The sequence below is a fragment of the Paraburkholderia aromaticivorans genome (assembly GCF_012689525.1).
Taxonomy (GTDB): Bacteria; Pseudomonadota; Gammaproteobacteria; order Burkholderiales; family Burkholderiaceae; genus Paraburkholderia; species Paraburkholderia aromaticivorans_A.
The window spans coordinates 941,735-961,511 of record NZ_CP051516.1; the positions used below are offsets into that span (position 1 = coordinate 941,735).

At 63.3% G+C, this 19,777-nt stretch carries 12 protein-coding genes; 6 read left to right on the forward strand and 6 right to left on the reverse strand.

Translation table 11 applies throughout. The annotated features are described in order from the left end of the window. Window positions 1-25 precede the first annotated feature (25 nt). Window positions 26-4,600, forward strand: a complete 4,575-nt coding sequence (locus tag HF916_RS32205) for a translocation/assembly module TamB domain-containing protein (RefSeq protein ID WP_168792901.1) — start codon at window positions 26-28, stop codon at window positions 4,598-4,600. A 112-nt stretch (window positions 4,601-4,712) separates the two neighbouring features. Here the strand turns inward: HF916_RS32205 and metG are convergent, their stop codons facing one another. Both metG and HF916_RS32215 read right to left on the reverse strand, forming a co-directional pair. Continuing rightward, window positions 4,713-6,848: a methionine--tRNA ligase gene (metG, locus tag HF916_RS32210; protein ID WP_168792902.1), complete on the reverse strand. Its 2,136-nt coding sequence runs from the start codon at window positions 6,846-6,848 to the stop codon at window positions 4,713-4,715. A gap of 388 nt (window positions 6,849-7,236) precedes the next feature. Then, entirely contained in the window at window positions 7,237-7,890 is a 654-nt protein-coding gene (locus tag HF916_RS32215; RefSeq protein WP_168792903.1) for an OmpA family protein, read from the reverse strand. 349 nt (window positions 7,891-8,239) lie between these two features. Here HF916_RS32215 and apbC point away from each other — a divergent pair, with 349 nt between their 5' ends. The 5 genes from apbC (at window position 8,240) to HF916_RS32240 (ending at window position 14,103) form a co-directional block, all read left to right on the forward strand. After that, complete coding sequence (gene apbC / locus HF916_RS32220) at window positions 8,240-9,328, forward strand: iron-sulfur cluster carrier protein ApbC (protein ID WP_168792904.1); 1,089 nt, start codon at window positions 8,240-8,242, stop codon at window positions 9,326-9,328. 202 nt (window positions 9,329-9,530) lie between these two features. Continuing rightward, window positions 9,531-10,064: a superoxide dismutase family protein gene (locus tag HF916_RS32225; protein ID WP_168792905.1), complete on the forward strand. Its 534-nt coding sequence runs from the start codon at window positions 9,531-9,533 to the stop codon at window positions 10,062-10,064. Between the two features lie 345 nt (window positions 10,065-10,409). Beyond that, window positions 10,410-10,979 (forward strand): dCTP deaminase, encoded by a 570-nt coding sequence (dcd, locus tag HF916_RS32230; protein WP_144108454.1) that lies wholly within the window; start codon window positions 10,410-10,412, stop codon window positions 10,977-10,979. 86 nt (window positions 10,980-11,065) lie between these two features. Beyond that, a complete protein-coding gene (locus HF916_RS32235; RefSeq protein WP_168792906.1) occupies window positions 11,066-13,351 on the forward strand; it encodes an arginine/lysine/ornithine decarboxylase in 2,286 nt (761 codons plus the stop codon). Between the two features lie 98 nt (window positions 13,352-13,449). Then, the gene (locus HF916_RS32240) at window positions 13,450-14,103 is read left to right on the forward strand and encodes a lysozyme inhibitor LprI family protein (protein ID WP_431311461.1); all 654 of its coding nucleotides are present in this window, start codon (window positions 13,450-13,452) and stop codon (window positions 14,101-14,103) included. Between the two features lie 26 nt (window positions 14,104-14,129). On the opposite strand, the gene HF916_RS32245 is transcribed toward HF916_RS32240, so the two are convergent. The 4 genes from HF916_RS32245 to pgl all read right to left on the reverse strand — a co-directional run bounded on the left by HF916_RS32245 (window position 14,130) and on the right by pgl (window position 19,611). Then, window positions 14,130-15,056 (reverse strand): bestrophin family protein, encoded by a 927-nt coding sequence (locus HF916_RS32245; RefSeq protein WP_168792908.1) that lies wholly within the window; start codon window positions 15,054-15,056, stop codon window positions 14,130-14,132. Between the two features lie 210 nt (window positions 15,057-15,266). Further along, window positions 15,267-16,816, reverse strand: a protein-coding gene (locus HF916_RS32250) for an IS3 family transposase (protein WP_240975460.1) whose coding sequence is annotated in 2 segments (ribosomal slippage) — window positions 15,267-16,342 and window positions 16,342-16,816 — 1,551 coding nt in all. Because the reading frame shifts where the segments join, the coding sequence is not laid out codon by codon here. Window positions 16,817-17,012: 196 nt separating this feature from the next. Beyond that, window positions 17,013-18,929: a bifunctional transcriptional regulator/glucokinase gene (locus HF916_RS32255; RefSeq protein WP_168792909.1), complete on the reverse strand. Its 1,917-nt coding sequence runs from the start codon at window positions 18,927-18,929 to the stop codon at window positions 17,013-17,015. Beyond that, on the reverse strand, window positions 18,907-19,611 hold the full coding sequence (pgl, locus tag HF916_RS32260; protein ID WP_168792910.1) for a 6-phosphogluconolactonase: 705 nt from the start codon (window positions 19,609-19,611) through the stop codon (window positions 18,907-18,909). The genes HF916_RS32255 and pgl overlap by 23 nt, the downstream gene beginning before the upstream one ends. Window positions 19,612-19,777: the final 166 nt, after the last annotated feature.

Below are 19,777 nucleotides of genomic sequence, written 5' to 3' on the forward strand. Positions count from 1 at the left end.
AAACCTGCTTCCACATGATCCACGCATGACCACGGACGTTTCCACTCAACCTCCCGTGCAGCCTCCCGGCGCTCAACCGCCAGGACAGCCGCCGGGACAACAGCCGCCACCCGAGGCGCCGCCGCCCAGGCGCCGCCTCGGCCGGTTGCTGCTGAAAACGTTCGCGTGGATGGTGGCCGTGCTGGTGCTGTTGCTCGCGTCGGGGGTGGGTTTGCTGTACGGCGCGCTGACGACCGAGCGCGGCACCGCCTATGCGTGGCAGGCGGCGGTGAAGCTGCTGGGCGGCAAACTGAGCGGCACGCTGGAGCGCGGCGCGCTCGCCAACGGCCTGCAATTGCGGCAAGTACGCTGGCGCAGCCTCGACGGCAGCGGCACCGATATTCAGATCGACCGTGTGGCGGGCCATTGGGCGCTCGCGCGCGAACCGTGGCGATTCACCATCGATTATCTGCATATCGGCACGGTGGACGCGCGTATCGGTTCTTCGTCGTCGAGCAGCAGCGGGCCGGTGAAGCTGCCGCGGGACTTGCGTTTGCCGATGCAACTCGACGTCCGCGACGTCCAGGTCGACAAGCTGCTGCTGCGTCAGGGCGCGTCGACGACCGAATTCTCGCGCTTCGACTTTCATGGTCGCAGCGACGGGCGCCATCACGAGGCCGCGATCGAACGGCTGGACACGCCGTTCGGCGCGGTGACGGCGGCCGCCAAACTCGACGGTGTGCGGCCGTTTCCGTTGAGTGGGGACATCGGCTATTCGGGGAAGGTGAACGACGAGGCGGTGCAGGTGGGCGGCCATCTGAGCGGCTCGTTGGAGAATCTCATCGCGGAACTCGATGCTAGCGGCATGAAGCTCGCCGGTCATGCGCGGGTCGAGGCTACGCCGTTCGGCGACGTGCCGCTACAGCGCGCCACGCTGACCTTCGACCACATCAACCCACAGGCTTTTGCGCCCGGTGCACCGCTGGCCGATCTGGCCGTGCGGGCGGAGTTGCAGCCGGTGGGGCAGGGTGCGGCGGGGGAAGTTGTGCTGGGCGCGAGTGGGGTAGCCGGGGCGAGTGCCGCGAGCGCGACTGGCGCTGCGCGCGGGGCAGTTGCTGCAAGTGGGGCGGAGGCAGTGAGAAAGGCCGCGAGTTCGGAGAGTACTGGTAATGCCACGAACACCGCCAACACCGCCAACACCGCCAACACCGCCAACACCGCCAACACCGCCAACACCGCCAACACCGCCAACACCGCCAGCGGGCGCATTGCCTCAAGTGCAGTCGGTAGCGGCCGCGTTGCCAGCGAAAGCGCTGTCGCGGACGCAAGTAAAGCCGCCAGCACGACACAAACGCATGCCGCCACAAACGGAAAAAGCAACACCCAACCCGCCGCAACTTTCGCAGTCGCCGGCCACGTTTCGATCGTCAACGCCAAACCCGGCGCGATCGACCAGAACCTGCTGCCGCTGATCGACGCCAACGCGGACGTGCGGCTCGACGCCCAGGCGCAGCGCATCTCGAATCTGAACGTGCGGCTCGTGAAGAATGCCACGCTCACCGGCGCCGGTACGCTATCCGGCAAGCGCGGACAGTTCGATCTACAGGTCGCCAACCTCGACCTGAACGCGCTGCAAGCGACGGTGCGGCCCACGCAGCTCTCCGGCCCCATCGGCGTGCGCCTGAACGACGACGTGCAGAGCCTCACCCTCGATCTCGCCGACCCGAAAGCGGCGCTGCGCGCTCAAGGCAAAGTGACATTCGATCCCGCCCGCATGAGCTTCAACGACGTGCGCATCACGTCGGGTAAAGGCCGCATCGATCTGTCCGGCGCGCTCAAGCACGACGCGAATTCCACCTACAACCTGAAAGCGCAACTGACCGATTTCGATCCGTTGACGCTGACTTCGCAGATGCCGTCGCGCAAGCCGGTAGCCGAAGCGGCACCGGCGGCGAGTCGCGCGAAAAACGGCAAAACCGCACAGGCTGCCGCCGCGCAAGCGGGCAGCACGGCCGGCGCAAAGTCCGCGGCGCCCGCCGACAAAGCCGCCGCCGCCGTGAAAAACACCGCCAAGGCGGCTGTCAAAACCGAAGTAGTCGAGCGCAAAACGCCGCCGCCGAAGAAACGCGGTGCCCCGCCTGCCCGCAAGATCGAGGCGCGCGTGACCGGCACGCTCACCGCGGCCGGCATGCTCGGCCCGGTCTTCACGACCAAGGCCGAATTCAAGCTCGGACCGAGCGTCTACGACGGCCTGCCGTTGACCGGCGGCGGAACGATCCAGTTAGCGGGCTCGCGGATTCTGCCGAGCCGCGCAAACCTCTCGGTCGCGGGCAATCAGGTGGATCTGCAAGGCAGCTTCGGCGCACGGGGCGACCGGCTGAAATTCCGCGTCGACGCGCCGGAACTGGAGCGCCTCGGCTTCGGTCTTGCGGGACTCATCGCGGCCGATGGCGACGTCACCGGCTCGTTCGCGCATCCGAACGTCGTGCTGAACTACAAGGCGGACAGCGTGGTGTTCAGCAGCAACCGCATCGGCCATGCGGAAGGGCACGCGGAACTGCGCGACGGTGCGAACGGCGCGCTCGTCTTCACCACCGACGCGCACAATCTCAGCGCGGGCGGCGTCGATCTGAGTACGCTCACGGCGCGTCTGTCCGGCACGCGCGCCAATCACACGCTCGAGGCCGCGGCCACCGGCAAGCTGCAGGACCGTCCGCTCGATCTCACGCTCGCCGCCAACGGCAAGCTGACCGAAGCGCGCGACGGTACGCGCTGGGACGGCACCGTCACGCGCCTGCAGAACCGCGGCACACCTGCGTTGAATCTCGAGTCGCCGCTCGCCGTCAGCGCCGGGCCGGACCGCCTGACGCTCGGCACGACGCGGCTCACGCTCGAAGGCGCGGTGCTGAGCCTGAAAACCTTTGCCTTCGATCACGGCAAGGTTCAGTCGGCAGGCAGTCTGACCGGCATCTCAGTCGCGCGTCTGCAGGACCTGCGGCGCGAGATTACCGGCGAGCCGCCGCACGTCAAAACCGATCTGGTGTTCGACGGCGACTGGGACTTCGCGCTCGGCAGCACGGCGACCGGCCACATCCAGTTGCAGCGTCGCAGCGGCGACGTCACGGTTGAAATCGGGCGGGGGCTCGCTTCTCTGGGTATTTCAAATATCGCCGCGCGCGCCGAATTCAGCGGCGGCAACCGTCTCAACGCCACCTTGCACGCGCAGGCGAGCCGCATCGGCGTGATCGACGCCGACGCGCACACCACGCTGGTGATGCGCGACGGCTTCCTGACCGTCAGCGAAGACGGCGCGCTCACCGGCGATGTGAACGCCAACGTGCCGTCGCTGAAAACGACCGGCGGCCTGTTCGGTCCGAGCTATTTGCTCGACGGCCACCTCGCGCTCAAGCTCGCGCTCGGCGGCACGGTCGCCAAACCGAACCTGACCGGCTCGCTGCTCGGCGACGGCCTGTCCGCGACTATGGTCGATCAGGGCGTGCAGTTGAAGGACGGCGTGGTGCGCATCGCGCTTTCACACAATCTGGTGGACTTCCAGCAGGTCGAATTTCACGGCGCAAGCGGCACCTTGCGCGCCACCGGCCGTGTGCGTCTGGACGGCGATCAACCGGATCTGACCGCGAGCATCGTCGCGGACAAGCTCGAACTGTTCGCGGCGCCGGATCGTAACTTGTCGCTGTCGGGCAGCGCGAGCGTCGCGAACGCCGGCACGCAGGGCGGCATGGCGATCAACGGCAAATTCGTGGTCGATCACGCGTTGTTCGACATGCCGGAGCAGTCCGCGCCGAAGCTCGGCGACGACGTCGTGGTGGTGCGCCCGGACGGTTCGGTGGCGGGCGAGCGACCGCGGCCCGTGCCCGGCACGAACAAGCCGATCGGTCCGTTCGCGCCGCGCGCCAATATCGACATCAGCCTCGGCAACAACTTCCGTTTCCGCGGGCAGGGCGCCGACCTGGGCCTGACTGGCACGATCACCGCGATGAGCGCGCCGAATCTGCCGCTGCGCGCGGTGGGGAACGTGCGCGTCACGCCGGGCTCGACTTACACGGCGTTCGGCCGCAAGCTCAACATCGAGAACGGCTTCTTCACGTTCAACGGGCCGGTGGCCAATCCCGGCATCAATATCCTGGCCATGCGCCGCAATCAGCAGGTCGAGGCGGGCGTGCAGGTCACAGGCACGGTTCAATTTCCGACGGCGAAGCTGGTGTCCGAGCCGTCCGTGCCAGACAACGAAAAGCTCTCGTGGCTGCTGTTCGGCCACGGCACGGATCAGGGTAACAACCTCGGTCAGCAAAGCACCATGACGACGGCGCTCGCACTGCTCGGCAGCGCGAGCGGCAAGCGGATCGCGCAGACGTTCGGGCTTGACGAATTTTCGGTCGGACAAAGCGAAGTCGGCTTGACCGACCCGCAAGTGGTGATGGTGTCGAAGGCGATCAACGAGTGGCTCGTGATCGGCTACGAACAGGGGCTGCAGTCGGCGAGCAATGCGATCAAGGCGACGGTCAACCTGACGCGGTACTGGTCGGTCGGGGCTTACGGCGGCACGTTCACCGGTGTCGAACTGTTTTACACGCGGCGCTTCGACCGGATCCGGTGGTGATGGGCTGATCGGCGGGGCTCGAATCGTCGCGCCGAGTGCCAGAAAAAACGGCACGCCTTTTCGGGGCGTGCCGTTTTTTTATGCGTGCTTGCAGCGTGAGACGCCGCGCGCTTTACTTCACGCGCATACCCGGCTTCGCGCCGCTATCCGGTTCGAGCACATACAGGCCCGGTTCCGCCTTTTCGTCGGTGGCGGAGGCGGCCAGCACCATACCTTCAGACAAGCCGAACTTCATCTTGCGCGGCGCGAGGTTAGCGACCATCACCGTCAGCTTGCCGATCAGTTGCTCCGGCTGATACGCCGACTTGATGCCCGAAAACACGTTGCGAGTTTTCTCGTCGCCGACGTCGAGCGTGAGTTGCAGCAGTTTGTCCGAACCTTCCACCGCCTTGCAGTCGACGATCTTCGCAATGCGCAAATCGATCTTCGCGAAGTCGTCGATCGAGATGATGCCGGGTGTTTCGTCCTTGTCGGCGGCGGCTGCTTTCGCTGCCTTCGACTTGCCTTTGGCATCGGCCGGCGCGGCCGCTTCCGGCGTGGCTTGCAACGAGTCGCGATTGGCGACGATCAGCGCTTCGATCTGCTTCGGATCGACGCGCGTCATCAGATGCTTGTACGCATTGATCGGGCGCGTGGAGCTGAGCGGCACGTTGGCGTCGGCCCACACCAGCGGTTCGATGCCGAGGAAGGCTTCGACCGCTTCGGCGAGCTTCGGCAGCACCGGCTTGAGCGCCAGCGACAGCAGACGGAACGCCTCAATGCTCACGCTGCAGGTTTCATGCAGCGCGACGCCGTTCGCCGGGTCTTTGGCCTGATCCCACGGCTTGGCGGTGTCCACGTACGCGTTCACGGCGTCGGCCAGATCCATGGTCTGACGCAGCGCACGGTTGTACTCGCGGGCTTCGTAGTTCGCGGCGATTTGCGGCACGGCGGCGCGCAGCGAAGCGAGCAGCGGATGCTGCATCGCGCTGTCCTGCACGCGGCCGTCGAAGCGCTTGATCAGGAAGCCGGCGGCGCGGCTCGCGATGTTCACGTACTTGCCGACCAGATCGCTGTTCACGCGCGCCTGGAAGTCGTCGAGGTTCAGGTCGAGGTCTTCCATCGTGCTGTTCAGCTTGGCCGCGAAGTAGTAGCGCAACCATTCCGGATTCAGCCCCGTGTCGATCACGCTCTGCGCGGTGATGAAGGTGCCGCGCGACTTCGACATCTTCGCGCCGTCCACGGTCAGGAAGCCGTGCGCGAACACGTTGGTCGGCGTGCGATGGCCCGAAAACTCGAGCATGGCCGGCCAGAACAGCGTGTGGAAATACAGAATGTCTTTGCCGATGAAGTGATACTGCTCGGCCGTCGAACCCTTGCGAACCCACGCGTCGAAGTCGAGGCCGCGTTTTTCGGCGAGGTTCTTGAAGCTCGCGTAGTAGCCGACCGGCGCGTCCAGCCACACGTAGAAATACTTGCCCGGCGCGCCCGGAATCTCGAAGCCGAAATACGGTGCGTCGCGCGAAATGTCCCAGTCGGCGAGCTTGGCTTCGCCAGCGTCGCCGAGCCACTCGCGCATCTTGTTGGTGGCTTCCGGCTGCGCCAGACCGCCCACCCACGCGCGCAGGAAATTCTCGCAACGCGGATCGGAGAGGCGGAAGAAATAGTGCGTCGACCTCTTGCGAATCGGCGTGGCGCCCGAGACGACCGAATACGGATTGATCAGCTCGGTGGGCAAGTAAGTCGAGCCGCATACTTCGCAGCTGTCGCCGTACTGGTCTTTGGCGCCGCATTTCGGGCATTCGCCCTTGATGAAGCGATCCGGCAGGAACATTTCCTTGACCGGGTCATACGCCTGTTCGATGTCGCGCGCCTCGATCAGGCCCGCTTCCTTGAGCGCCAGATAGACGTTTTCGCTGAGAACGCGGTTCTCTTCAGAGTCGGTCGAGTAGTAATTGTCGAACGAAATTCCGAAGCTGTCGAAGTCGCGCTTGTGTTCCTGCCAGACGCGGTCGATCAGTTGCTTCGGCGTGAGACTTTCTTTCTCCGCGCGCAACATGACGGGCGTGCCGTGCGTGTCGTCGGCGCCCACGTAATAGACCTCGTGTCCGTGCATTCGCAACGTCCGGACCCAGATGTCCGTCTGGATATATTCGACCAGATGGCCAATATGGATTTGCCCGTTCGCATACGGAAGGGCCGACGTGACGAGAATCTGGCGACGGCCTGACGGCGCGCCTGCGGAGAGATCGGTTGCGGGTGCTGACATAAGGATGGTGGGAGCCTGCGGTGGGACGAAAGGTTGATTCTAGCAGGGCAGGCGCCCGGCGCGGGGCGGGCCGCTTGGGGCGCGGCCTGAGTCGTTGCGAGCTGGGGAAGGTCCGCCGAGGAAACTTCCTGGGGGCGTAAACCGAGCGCCCAAAAAAAACCGGGGCTATTAACCCCGGAGCAACAACGACAAGAGGAGAATGGTGACGCGGCGGCATCGCCAGCCACGTACCGTAAAGACAGACAGCGGATTTTCGGCAGAGTTCGAAATTTTTTTCGTTCCCGTGCGAGATTCCTTTTCCTCCGCCTTCCACGGCGTGCTAAAGCGTAACGATCGCCGGCGATGCAGCTCCGGCGACCGGCTTCCTCAATCTCCCGAACTCTCGTCCTTATTGCGGGGCGTGCTGAGCCGTGGCGCGCAGATAGATTTCCACGCGGCGGTTCGCGGCACGGCCGGCTTCGGTGTTGTTGTCGGCGATCGGCTGGGTCTGGCCCAGGCCTTGTGCCGACAGGCGCTGCGGCGCGACGCCGCGTTGGCCCAGATAGCCCGTCACGCTTTCCGCGCGGTTGACCGACAGCGTCTGGTTGTACGCCGGCTGGCCCGTGCTATCCGTGTGGCCGACTACCTGAGCGATCAGTTCCGGATTCTGCTGCATGGTTTGCGCCAGTTGGTCCAGCACCGGCGCGAACGACGGCTTGACTGCATAGCTGTTGGTGTCGAACGTCACCGAGCTCGGAATGTTCAGCTTGAGCGAGCCGTCCGGCTGTTCGGTGATCTGCGTGCCGGTGCCCTTGGTGGCGCCCGACAGCTTGTTGTGAATGGCTTGCCAGTTGTAGCCGGTGACGCCGCCTACGGCCGCGCCAACGCCCGCGCCGATCGCCGCGCCCTTACCGCCGCCGAAGATCGCGCCCAGCGCAGCACCCGTGCCGGCGCCCACGCCCGTACCAACAGCCGTATTGGTGCCCTGTTCGGTAGCGCAACCCGCCAGCAATGAACCGGCAACGGCAAAGACTGCCAGGCGAGTCATGATTTTTGCATTCATTTTTGATTCCTCTTGAGTGAAGCGAGTCAGGCAAGCAAGGTGGCGACTTGCGGCAAATTTATACGGCGAACATGACGGCAGTAAAGCCGCTGGCTCGCCCATAGGAAAAGTCTTGCACCTTGCTCAGCCTCGGTCCGACAGTAAAAAAGGGTCTTCCGGCACGGCTTGGCGCCAGCCACTACAATAATGACTGAAACACGAAGCGATGCGGCCCCACGACGTCCCGCGTGCCCGAAGGGTGCCCGGCACGCCTGGTTTTCGCAATGCTGTCTAACAATTTCTTTCAAATTCCGGCGCGTGGCCGAGCTTTCGATTCCGCTGCGCCGCAGGTGTTCCCCACGGAGTGTCAATGAGTATCGATCGGGCTTTGGTCGACGCTGCCCTCGCGGCCGTCGCTGACCCCAACACCGGCCGGCCGTATGCGGCCGCCAAGAACATCAAGAACGTCGCGGTGCAGGGTGACACGGTTAGCGTCGACGTGGTACTCGGCTATCCGGCCATGCGCCAGTTCGACGCCATCCGCGCGCAATTCTCCGATGCCCTGCGCGCCGTGCCGGGCGTGGCCGACGCGCGTGTCCAGGTGTCGCAGCAGATCGCCGCGCATACCGTGCAGCGTGGCGTGAAACTGTTGCCGAACGTCAAAAACATCGTCGCGGTGGCGTCGGGCAAGGGGGGTGTCGGCAAGAGCACGACTGCAGTGAATCTCGCGCTGGCGCTGGCGAGCGAAGGCGCGTCGGTCGGTATCCTCGACGCGGACATCTACGGCCCGTCGTTGCCGATGATGCTCGGCATCGTCGGCCGCCCCGAATCGCCGGACGAGAAGTCGATGAACCCGATGACCGGTCACGGCTTGCAGGCCAACTCGATCGGCTTCCTGATCGAGCAGGACAACCCGATGGTCTGGCGCGGCCCGATGGCCACTTCAGCATTGGAACAACTGCTGCGGCAGACCAACTGGCACGATCTCGACTACCTGATCGTCGACATGCCGCCGGGCACCGGCGACATTCAACTAACGTTGTCGCAACGCGTGCCGGTGACGGGCGCCGTGATCGTCACCACGCCGCAGGACATCGCGCTGCTCGACGCGAAGAAGGGCCTCAAGATGTTCGAGAAGGTCGGCATTCCGATCCTCGGCATCGTCGAGAACATGGGTATGCATATCTGCTCGAATTGCGGCCACGAAGAGCATATCTTCGGCGCCGGCGGCGGGGAGCGGATGGGCAAGGAATATGGCGTCGACGTGCTCGGCAGCCTGCCGCTCGACATCGCGATCCGCGAGCAGGCCGACTCGGGCAAACCGACCGTGGTGGCCGACCCACAGGGACGCATCGCGGAGATCTACCGCTCGATCGCGCGCAAGGTGGCGGTCCATATCGCCGAACGCGCTCGCGACATGACCTCGAAGTTTCCCAATATCGTGGTCCAGAACACCTGAGAGACCGCCAGGCGCCCCAAGTTTCCGCACCCTCTGCGGGAGAGGCTGGCGTGAACCGACAGGTTTTGGGGGCCACTCTTGGCCAGCCGTTCGGACAAGGGGCCAAGGCGTCTGTTTTCGCCTGGTCTCGCGGTATCATGTCGACTTCACAAGTTCGGCTCGGCGGCCGCAGGGGCGGCTACCAGGCCGGCAAGAGGATCGCATGGGAAAACGAATCGACGGGCAGGCGGTGCATGCGTTCATCGTCCTGGCTGCCAGCAGTGTGCTGTTATGCGGCTGTAGCGCGTTCCTGAGACCACAGGAAAAACGTGCGGACGCGCAGTTGCTGCCCACCGTGGGCAATCAGGCGCGCGGTCTCGTCACGTTCATCGAGCGCTCGGACGGCGTGCAGGTCACCTACAACCTCGCGGGCATGCCGCCCAATAGCGACCACGCGTTGCAAGTGCACGAGCGCGGCGACTGCAATGCCGCCGACGGCTCCAGCGCCGGCCAGGTGTTCTCGCCGGCCGCCGAGCGTCTGAAATCGGGCGCGCGCGTCGAGGGCGACCTCGGCAATATTCACGCGGACGCGAACGGCGTGGCCACGGGCTTCATCGTCGCACCGGACGTCTCGCTCGACGGCATCCGTTCAGTGTTGCAGCGGGCGGTTCTGCTGCACCACGACGCGACCGATCCGTACGCCTATCCGCAGCATGGCGCGGGCCCCGCGCTCGCCTGCGGATTGATTCGCCAATGAGCGTTGGGCACGCTGCGTAATTGAGGGCGGGGCGCACGCTGCCAGCGTTCAGCCGGGCGGCCTTGAGGCTGGCGTCGGGCCGCTCCTGAACCCAACCTGCGGCAGCATTCTCACGATCGCGTAAAATAAGCGCCTTTCGCTCGGCTGCCTCGCCGGAGCGCCTGTCCTGCCGCATGCATAGGCGGGACAGTCAGCAGAGCGAGCGTAGGGCGCCTGAACGGCACGCCGCCTTGCCCGCCCGCGAAGTCAGCGCAAAGCAGGCGCGCAGTAAGTCAAAAGTGACCCGGCCGTTACCGGGTTGTTATCCGTCACACCTCTGTCATTCACGTCGAGCAGCGTTCACCTATGACTATCAAATCCGACAAGTGGATCCGGCGCATGGCCGCGTCACACAACATGATCGAGCCGTTCGCGCCCGATCAGGTCCGCGTCTCCGAAGACGGCCGGAAGATTGTCAGCTACGGCACGTCGAGCTACGGCTACGACATCCGCTGCGCCGACGAATTCAAGATCTTCACGAACATCAACTCGACCATCGTCGATCCGAAGAACTTCGACGAGAAGTCGTTTGTCGACTTCAAGGGCGATGTCTGCATCATCCCGCCGAATTCGTTCGCGCTCGCGCGCACGGTGGAGTATTTCCGCATTCCGCGCAGCGTCCTGACCGTGTGTCTCGGCAAGTCCACGTATGCGCGTTGCGGGATCATCGTCAACGTGACGCCGTTCGAGCCGGAATGGGAAGGGCACGTCACGCTCGAATTCTCGAATACGACACCTTTGCCTGCGAAAATCTACGCGAACGAAGGCGTCGCTCAAGTGCTGTTTTTCGAAAGCGACGAGATTTGTGAAACGTCGTACGCGGATCGCGGCGGCAAATATCAAGGTCAGCACGGCGTCACGTTGCCCAGGACGTGACGTCGGCAGCGTATTGACCCACCAGCTATTCGGGTGACCGCTGCAATTTTCAGAATGCAGCGGTCGTTCTTTTTGGAGAATCGCCCATGAAGTTTCGTTTTCCCGTCGTCATCATCGACGAAGATTTCCGCTCCGAGAACATCTCGGGTTCCGGCATCCGGGCCTTAGCCGAAGCCATCGAGAAAGAAGGCGCGGAAGTGCTCGGGTTGACGAGCTACGGCGATCTGACGTCGTTCGCGCAGCAGTCGAGCCGCGCGTCGTGCTTCATCCTCTCGATCGACGACGACGAGCTGCTGCCGTACGTCGATAACGTGGTGGTGGAAGGCGAGACGCCGGAGCTGGCCGCCGCGATCGTCGCGCTGCGCGCGTTCGTGACCGAAGTGCGCCGCCGCAACGCCGACATTCCGATCTTCCTGTACGGCGAAACGCGCACCTCGCGCCACTTGCCGAACGACATCCTGCGCGAACTGCACGGCTTCATCCACATGTTCGAGGACACGCCGGAGTTCGTCGCGCGCCATATCATCCGCGAGACCAAGGTGTATCTGGATTCGCTCGCGCCGCCGTTCTTCAAGGAACTGGTGCAGTACGCGGACGAAGGCTCGTACTCGTGGCACTGTCCGGGCCATTCGGGCGGCGTAGCGTTTCTTAAGAGCCCGCTCGGCCAGATGTTCCATCAGTTCTTCGGCGAGAACATGCTGCGCGCGGACGTGTGCAATGCCGTCGACGAACTCGGCCAGTTGCTCGATCACACCGGTCCGGTGGCGGCTTCCGAACGCAACGCCGCGCGCATCTTCAGCGCGGACCACGTGTTCTTCGTGACCAACGGCACGTCCACGTCGAACAAGATCGTCTGGCACGGCACGGTTGCGCCGGGCGACATCGTGCTGGTGGACCGCAACTGCCACAAGTCGATCCTGCACGCGATCACCATGACCGGCGCGATTCCGGTGTTCCTCACGCCCACGCGCAACAACTTCGGCATCATCGGACCGATTCCGCGCAGCGAGTTCGAACCGGAAAATATCAAGAAGAAGATTCTCGCGAACCCGTTCGCCCGCGAAGCGCTTGCGAAGAATCCGGACCTCAAGCCGCGCATTCTGACCATCACGCAGAGCACGTACGACGGCGTGATTTACAACGTCGAGATGATCAAGGAAATGCTGGGCGACTGGCTCGACACATTGCACTTCGACGAAGCCTGGCTGCCGCACGCCGAATTCCACGAGTTCTATCAGGACATGCACGCGATCGGCGCGGGTCGTCCGCGCATCGGCGCGCTGGTGTTCGCCACGCACTCCACGCACAAGCTGCTGGCCGGCATTTCGCAGGCTTCGCAGATCGTCGTGCAGGATTCGAAGAACAGCCGCTTCGACAAGCATCGCTTCAATGAAGCGTATCTGATGCACACGTCGACCAGCCCGCAGTACGCGATCATCGCCTCGTGCGACGTGGCCGCGGCCATGATGGAAGCGCCGGGCGGCCCCGCGCTGGTGGAAGAATCGATTGCCGAAGCGCTCGATTTCCGCCGCGCCATGATCAAGGTCGACGCCGAATACGGAGACGACTGGTTCTTCAAGGTTTGGGGCCCGGACCAGTTCGCCGAAGAAGGCATCGGTTCGCGCGAAGACTGGATGCTGCGCCCGAACGACAAGTGGCACGGCTTCGGCCCGCTCGCCGACAACTTCAACATGCTCGACCCGATCAAGGCGACCATCGTCACGCCGGGTCTGGACATGGACGGCGGCTTCGGCGAGACCGGCATTCCGGCTGCGATCGTCACGAAGTATCTGGCGGAGCACGGCATCATCGTCGAGAAGACCGGGCTGTATTCGTTCTTCATCATGTTCACGATCGGCATCACCAAGGGCCGCTGGAACTCGATGGTCACCGAACTCCAGCAGTTCAAGGACGACTACGATAACAACCAGCCGCTGTGGCGTGTGCTGCCGGAGTTCGTCTCGCATCATCCGATGTACGAGCGGGTCGGCCTGCGCGATCTGTGCCAGCAGATTCACAGCGTCTACCGCGCGAACGACATTGCGCGTCTGACCACCGAGATGTACCTGTCGAGCATGGAGCCGGCCATGAAGCCGTCGGATGCGTTCGCCAAGCTCGCGCACCGCGAGATCGACCGCGTGCCTATCGACGAACTCGAAGGCCGTGTCACGTCGATTCTGTTGACGCCGTATCCGCCGGGCATTCCGCTGCTGATTCCGGGCGAGCGATTCAACAAGACCATCGTCAACTATCTGCGTTTCGCGCGCGAATTTAATGAGCGTTTCCCGGGTTTCCATACGGATATCCATGGGCTCGTCGGCGAAACGATCAATGGGCGCATCGAATACTTCGTCGATTGCGTTCGCGGCTGATGATGTTGCGGGTGACGTCCCTGTTGGCGGCCGGTGTCGGCGCCGGCGTTCGCGTCGCGCGTCGCGCGTTCGTCGCATTGGCGCTGGCTTCGGCGGCGATGTTCGGTGCGGTGTCGTTGCCGGCGCATGCCGAAGTCGCCGCCGCCGATCCGATCGATGCGTCGATGCGTACGTGCCTTGCGCGCAGCGACATGTCGTCGACGACGGGGCAAGTGCAGTGCATGGACAATGCGCGGATCGGCTGGAAGACCGCGTTGGACAACGCGTGGCAGCAGCTTCAGCAGAAGTTGCCGCCCGCGCAGCGCAAGCAGTGGGAAAAGAGCCAGGCGAGTTGGCAGGCGTCACGCGATGCGGAGAAGCAGTTGCTCGCGGCCGTGTTCGCCACGACGCGCGGCTCGATGTACGTGCTTGCCGAAGCCGATTTGCAGTTGCAGCCGGTGCGTGATCGCGCGCTCGCGCTGCGCAGCGCGGTGGCGAAGGCGAGCGCCGGCGGCGATCCGCCGCGCCGGGTGCGTGCGTGCAGTGCGGACGCACAGTGCGAGCATGCGATGTTCGATCTGAACCGCTATTACCGACGCTTGCAGTCGAAGATGCCGGCGCATACGCGTCCGACGTTGACGCGCGCGCAGAAGGCGTGGACTGCGTATTTGAACGCTACGACGCCGGTGGTCGATGAACGCGGCCGAATCGATATCATCGGCGCGCGGGTCGCGACGCTCAAGCGTTTGTCGGAAACGGTCGGCAATAGCTGAGCGGTGCGCTTCGGGCGCGAGGGTGCTTAATTGAGTATGTAGCCTTCCGCTTCCGGGTTCGGCAACTGGACAGCCGGTTCGCCGAGCATATCGCGCATTGCGTCTTCAATGACTACGGACATCATGGTGAGTGCGAGGTCGTTGTCATCGGTGCCGAAAGGTTCTTCGATCTGCGACGCAATGGCTTCGTGCGCCATGAACGTGTACGCCACGAAGACCGCGAAGATGGGCGTGAAGATGCCGATGCTGTCTACCAGTCCGAACGGCAAGGACGCGCAGAAGAAGTACACCGTACGGTGAATCATCACCGAATAGGCGAACGGCAGCGGCGTCGACACGATGCGCTCGCATCCGCCGATCACATCCGAGATTCCATTTAGATTCCGATCGAAGGCGATGACCGCCATGGGATCGATTGCGCCTGCCTGCGCGTGACGTTGTAACCATTCGCCGAGGTAAAGCATCAAGGTGGCGGGTTTGTAGCGCGACGCTATGACGCGGTCGAAGAGGGCTGGCGGCAGGCGCGCGGCGAGGTCTTCGCGCGGGTCGCTCTTGCGGAGTTGGTGACGCAGCGCGTGCGGGAGGGCGCTGAGCGCTGTGAAGAATTCTTTGATGTCTTCTGGTGGGAGTTGCCTTGTCGGCAACGTGAGTGTCTGGCGGATGAGTGAGCGTGACTCGTTCAGCAGTTGGCCCCAGAGTTTGCGGGCCTCCCACCAGCGGTCGTAGCTGGCGTTGTTTCTGAAGCCCAGGAAGACTGCTAGCGCGATGCCTATTAGCGAGAAGGGCGCTGTGGTGTTCAGGTTCAGCGAGATCGGGAGTAGGTGGTCGTGGGCTGCAACCGCGATGATCGAGATGCAGAAGATCAGGAATAGCCGCGGAAGCAACTGCGGGAGCACTGAGCCTCGCCAGGCTAGCAGCATGCGGAACCAATGGAGGTGGGGGCGGATGATCATTGGGATGTGTGCTTTTTTGCCTGCGGCGCTTTGGGGTTTCTATTATCGCTTTTTTGGGTTTTTGGCGGGGGGCTGGGCTGGGCTTGTTCGGTGTCGGGCTTGGGCCTTTCCTTGCTTTGTTAGTGGTCTATTAGCGTTGCCCCTGTGCGGGGCGGCACCTACTTTTCTTTGCCGGCGGTGTGTGTCAAGGTAGTTGTCGCCAGAACCGCGTTACGCTGCCTGCCTGTACATTTTGGCTGAGGCCGAGGTTCGTTCCGGATTCAGATAGACCGCGTCTGTCAGGTGCCAGTTGCGGATGGCCCCTGACCAGCGCGCCGGGTTTTGCATGCGCGCGCTGCGGTACAGCGCACGCCGTCGGGCCAGCAGGTCGTTGGCTTCGCCGCGATGCCGCTGGCCCGGGCTGACATACTTCAGGCCGCTGTGGCAGTGCTCTTCGTTGTACCACTGCACGAAGCGCTGCACCCATTCCCGAGCCGCCTCCAGCGTGTCGAACGGCTGCTCGGGCCACAACGGACAGTACTTTGCCGTGCGGAATAGCGACTCGGCAAACGCGTTGTCGTTGCTCACGCGCGGCCGGCTGAACGAAGGCTGCACACCGAGATCGATCATCGCCGCGCGCATGGTGGCACCTTTCATCGCACTGCCGTTATCCGAATGCAGCACCAGCGGCCGCCCGGCGAGGCCTTCACGCAAACATCCCTTGGCCAGCAGGACGCTCGCATGCTCGGCCGACTCCTGCTCCCAGACCTCGTTCATCACCAGTTTGCGGCTGTAGATGTCCTTCATCATGTACCAGTAGAAGTACCGGCCCCTGACTGTGGTCGGCATCCACGTAATATCCCAGCACCACACCTGATTCGGACCCTGCGCACAATGCGTCGTGAGCGTGCGTCGTCGCGGGGCTCGCGCACGGCCTCGACGCTGGCTTTGTCCTGCCGCTTTCAGCACCCGGTAAAACGTCGATTCGGATGCCAGATAAATCCCTTCATCCGCCAGTTTCGGCACAATCTGGTGCGGCGTCAGACTCGCGTAGCCCGGGCGGTTGGCTGCGTCGAGCACGGCCTGACGCTCGGCCTCACTGAGCTTGTTGGGCGGTGCCGCACGCTTCACCTGGGTGCGCCCGTCCTGCGGCGACAGGCGCCAGCGCTGGACACTGCGCACGCTGAGCCCCAACTGCTCGCATGCACGCGAGCGGCGTGCCCCATGCTGTACCGCTTCATCGATCAACTGCATGGCTTCATCGCGATCCGGGCTGCTGATCAGTCTTCCTCTTCCTTGCCCCAGATCGCTTCGGCTTTTTTTCGCAGGTTCAGCAACGCCGCTGCCTCCGCCCGCGCGGCATCGCTGCGCCTGAGCTGGCGCTCCAGCTCACGGATGCGTTTGTGAGCGGCCTTTGCTTCATTGCGCTGGGCAGCCGTTGGCTTTGTTTCAGGCGCTACGTTGGCCTGCTCGCACGCCTCGCGCCACTGCCGGATCTGCTCCGGATAGATGCCCTTGCTGCGACAGTACTGGGAGGTCTCGGCCTCGTTGAGCGACGCCGTCTCCAGCACCACCCTGAACTTGTCGGCGCTTGACCACTGATCGCTGGTTCTGCCATTACCCGGCATGAATACCCCTGCATCCCTTGCATGTTGCCGCCAGGTCCGTAGCGTCACCGTGGTGATGCCCGTCGCTCCCGCCAGCTCAACGACCGCACGATTAAACGGCGGCATCATCTGTTTGATTACCCACTCCCGGGTTTCCGCTGAATAGCGTTTCATCTTCCATTCGCTGTCCGCCCCCCATCTTTACACTAATCGGTTCGGGTGAGGCGACAACTAGCCTGACATGGAGGGCGGCAAAGAAAAGTAGGTGCCGCCCCGCACAGGGGCAACGCTAATAGACCACTAACAAAGCAAGGAAAGGCCAACAAACCGCAAACCCAGCAACCAGCCCAGCGGCGCAGCCAAACCAACATCAATCCCGTGCCGAAGAAGCCGCCCCATGACTCAACCAATCGAGCACAGCACTGGCATCATCATCAGCCCCTTGCCTGGCTTTGGCAACCGTCTCCGCGACATCAGCGCTAGGCACAGCGCGCCGAATAGCGACCCCAACAGCAAGAATATCAATCATAACCAGATGCAAAATCCGCGAAATCATGGACAACTGCGACTCGCGAATCTCGATATGATCAGTCTCAAGCGCAACCGTCGCCCGCTTAGCCAAAGGCGTATTGCTCGAAGTAATAGCAATGACCTTAGCCCCAGCCTGCATAGCGACATCAAGAACACGCAGCAACTCAGGCGCACGCCCTGACTTCGACACAGCGACGATCACATCACCTTTCCCCAGCAAAGCCGCCGACGCCGCCTGCATATACAAATCGCCGTAGGCAATCGTAGGAATCCCAAACCGGAAGAACTTGTAATGCGCATCCTGCGCGACGATATTCGAATTCCCGAGCCCATAAAACTCGATCCGCCGCGCGCCATTCAGAAGATCGATAGCCCGCTCGACCTGCTCGAAATTCAAATGCTCGCGCAACTGCAAGATCGCCGACACAGTGTTATCCAGCACTTTTGCGCCGAAGTCCGTCGCCGTATCGCCGAGATGCACCTGGCTATGGCTCACCGGAATCGTGCCAGTCAAACCCGTCGCCAGCTTCAGCTTGAAATCCGACAACCCCTGACACCCGAGCGACCGACAAAATCGGATCACCGTCGGCTGACTCACATCGGCCTTGCGCGCGATATCGACAATAGGATCATTGATAATCGACCGCGGATGATTCAGCGCGAGATCGGCCACGCGTCGCTCGGCGGGCGTCAACGCATCGCGCATCTGCCGAATCCGCTCGAACACCGCCGATGAACTGCCGCCCGCGCGATTCGACAACTGCTCGGCAAGAATCGCCGAGACGCCCAAAAACGCGGGATATTCAGCGGTAATCACATACGTCGGCACGTTCTGCAGATAAGCCTCGAACCGGCCTTTAGCCTCGAAGCGCTTACGAAACGACGAACGTGAAAAGAACTCGCCAAGCCGCGGCACGACACCGCCGCCGATATAGATCCCGCCCAACGCTCCAAGCGTCACCGCAATGTTGCCCGCGAAGGTGCCGAGAATGCCGCAGAACACATCGACGGATTCGGCCGCCAGCGGCTCGCCTTCCAGCGCGCGCTTGACGACTTCGACGGTATCGACGTTAGCCGCCACGCGCTTCTTGTCGCGTCCCGCGAGCGCGCGATAAATCACTTCGATGCCAGGACCCGCCGCCACGCGTTCGAACGACACATGCGACCACTTCTTGCGCGCATATTGCAGCACGATGTCTTCGCGTTCATCGGCCGGCGCGAAAGTGGCGTGACCGCCTTCACTGCCGAGCGCGATCCAGCGATCATCGGCGGGAATCAGGCCGGACACGCCCATGCCGGTTCCCGGACCGAGCAGGCCGATCACGCTATTCGGCCGACGCGTGCCGCCGCCCACCTGCACGCGCTGCTGATCGGTAAGCCCGGGCAGTGCCATCGCCAGCGCGGTAAAGTCGTTCACCACCAGCAGCGTGTCAAAACCGAGCGCGCGACGCGTGGCTTCGATCGAAAAGCTCCAGTCATGATTCGTCATGCTCACCTGATCGCCGTCGACCGGGTTGGCAATCGCAATCGCCGCATGATTCACGCGGCCGATCTTGGTGTCCTTCAGATACTTCTTGATGACTTCGGCAACGCCCGGATAGTCCGCGCACGGATAGACCTTCACCGAGCCGATTTCGCCCGGGCTCGTCTCCAGCGCGAAGCGCGCATTGGTGCCGCCGATGTCGGCCAGCAGCCTCGGTCCATCGGCGTGCTGGCCCGCGCCCGGAACAGCCTTAGTTTGCACACCAGTAGACATCGAGTCTCACTCCCTTGTCGTTTGCCAACTGCGAGATGGCATTTTTTTGTAGCGAAGCGGACGCGGCATTGAGCACGTCCATCTTGCGCGGTCCTGCGATCAGCAAGAACAGGTGCTTGACTTCTTTCAACGCGGACATGGACCAGCTCACGCGCGCATGCGGCGCGCTGCCGGGATGCACGGCAACGAAGCGCTCAGTCGTCGTGATCGCATGGTCCCATTCGGGCGAGTCGGCGAAGATCGACGCGGTGTGGCCGTCTTCGCCCATGCCGAGAATCGCGACGTCCGGCACGGCGCTAAAGCGCGCATCGGCGTTCAGCGCGGCGACATGCGCGTTCAGATCTTGCGTGGTGTCCACGAGTGGCCAGAAGGTCGCATCCTTCGCGGCGTTCTGCAGCAGCGTGGCGTGCGCCAGTTGCGAGTTGCTCGCGCTGTCCGTCTCCGGCACCCAGCGGTCGTCGACCAGCGTCACGGCAATGCGCGCCCAGTCGAAGGTCTGCGTGGACAACGTCTGCAGGAACGGGCGCGGACTGCTGCCGCCGGACACTGCAAGCATTGCGGGGCGCGCGGTGGTGGAACCGGCGGCCTGTGCGGCGAGCGACGCATGCAACGCGTCGCCGACCGCTTTCGCCAACGCGTCGGATTGGGCGCGTTGATCGTCGAAAGCGTGAAGCTCGATCACTTCTCCTCCGTGCTGCTTTTTTGTGTGATCTGCGGAATCTGCCGTACTGCTCTTACGCGATGCCTGCAAGATGGATGACCTGCAGGCGCCCTCGTAATACCGGCGCCATTCCGTTCAGTTCGTCGGTGGGTCTTACGGGCGGCACGTCATATTCCATTCAATACGA

Coding starts and splice junctions, on each gene's coding strand:
- HF916_RS32205 (WP_168792901.1), top strand. CDS start 26: ATGACCACGGACGTTTCCACTCAACCTCCCGTGCAGCCTCCCGGCGCT.
- metG (WP_168792902.1), bottom strand. CDS start 6,848: ATGTCAGCACCCGCAACCGATCTCTCCGCAGGCGCGCCGTCAGGCCGT.
- HF916_RS32215 (WP_168792903.1), bottom strand. CDS start 7,890: ATGAATGCAAAAATCATGACTCGCCTGGCAGTCTTTGCCGTTGCCGGT.
- apbC (WP_168792904.1), top strand. CDS start 8,240: ATGAGTATCGATCGGGCTTTGGTCGACGCTGCCCTCGCGGCCGTCGCT.
- HF916_RS32225 (WP_168792905.1), top strand. CDS start 9,531: ATGGGAAAACGAATCGACGGGCAGGCGGTGCATGCGTTCATCGTCCTG.
- dcd (WP_144108454.1), top strand. CDS start 10,410: ATGACTATCAAATCCGACAAGTGGATCCGGCGCATGGCCGCGTCACAC.
- HF916_RS32235 (WP_168792906.1), top strand. CDS start 11,066: ATGAAGTTTCGTTTTCCCGTCGTCATCATCGACGAAGATTTCCGCTCC.
- HF916_RS32240 (WP_431311461.1), top strand. CDS start 13,450: ATGTTCGGTGCGGTGTCGTTGCCGGCGCATGCCGAAGTCGCCGCCGCC.
- HF916_RS32245 (WP_168792908.1), bottom strand. CDS start 15,056: ATGATCATCCGCCCCCACCTCCATTGGTTCCGCATGCTGCTAGCCTGG.
- HF916_RS32255 (WP_168792909.1), bottom strand. CDS start 18,929: ATGTCTACTGGTGTGCAAACTAAGGCTGTTCCGGGCGCGGGCCAGCAC.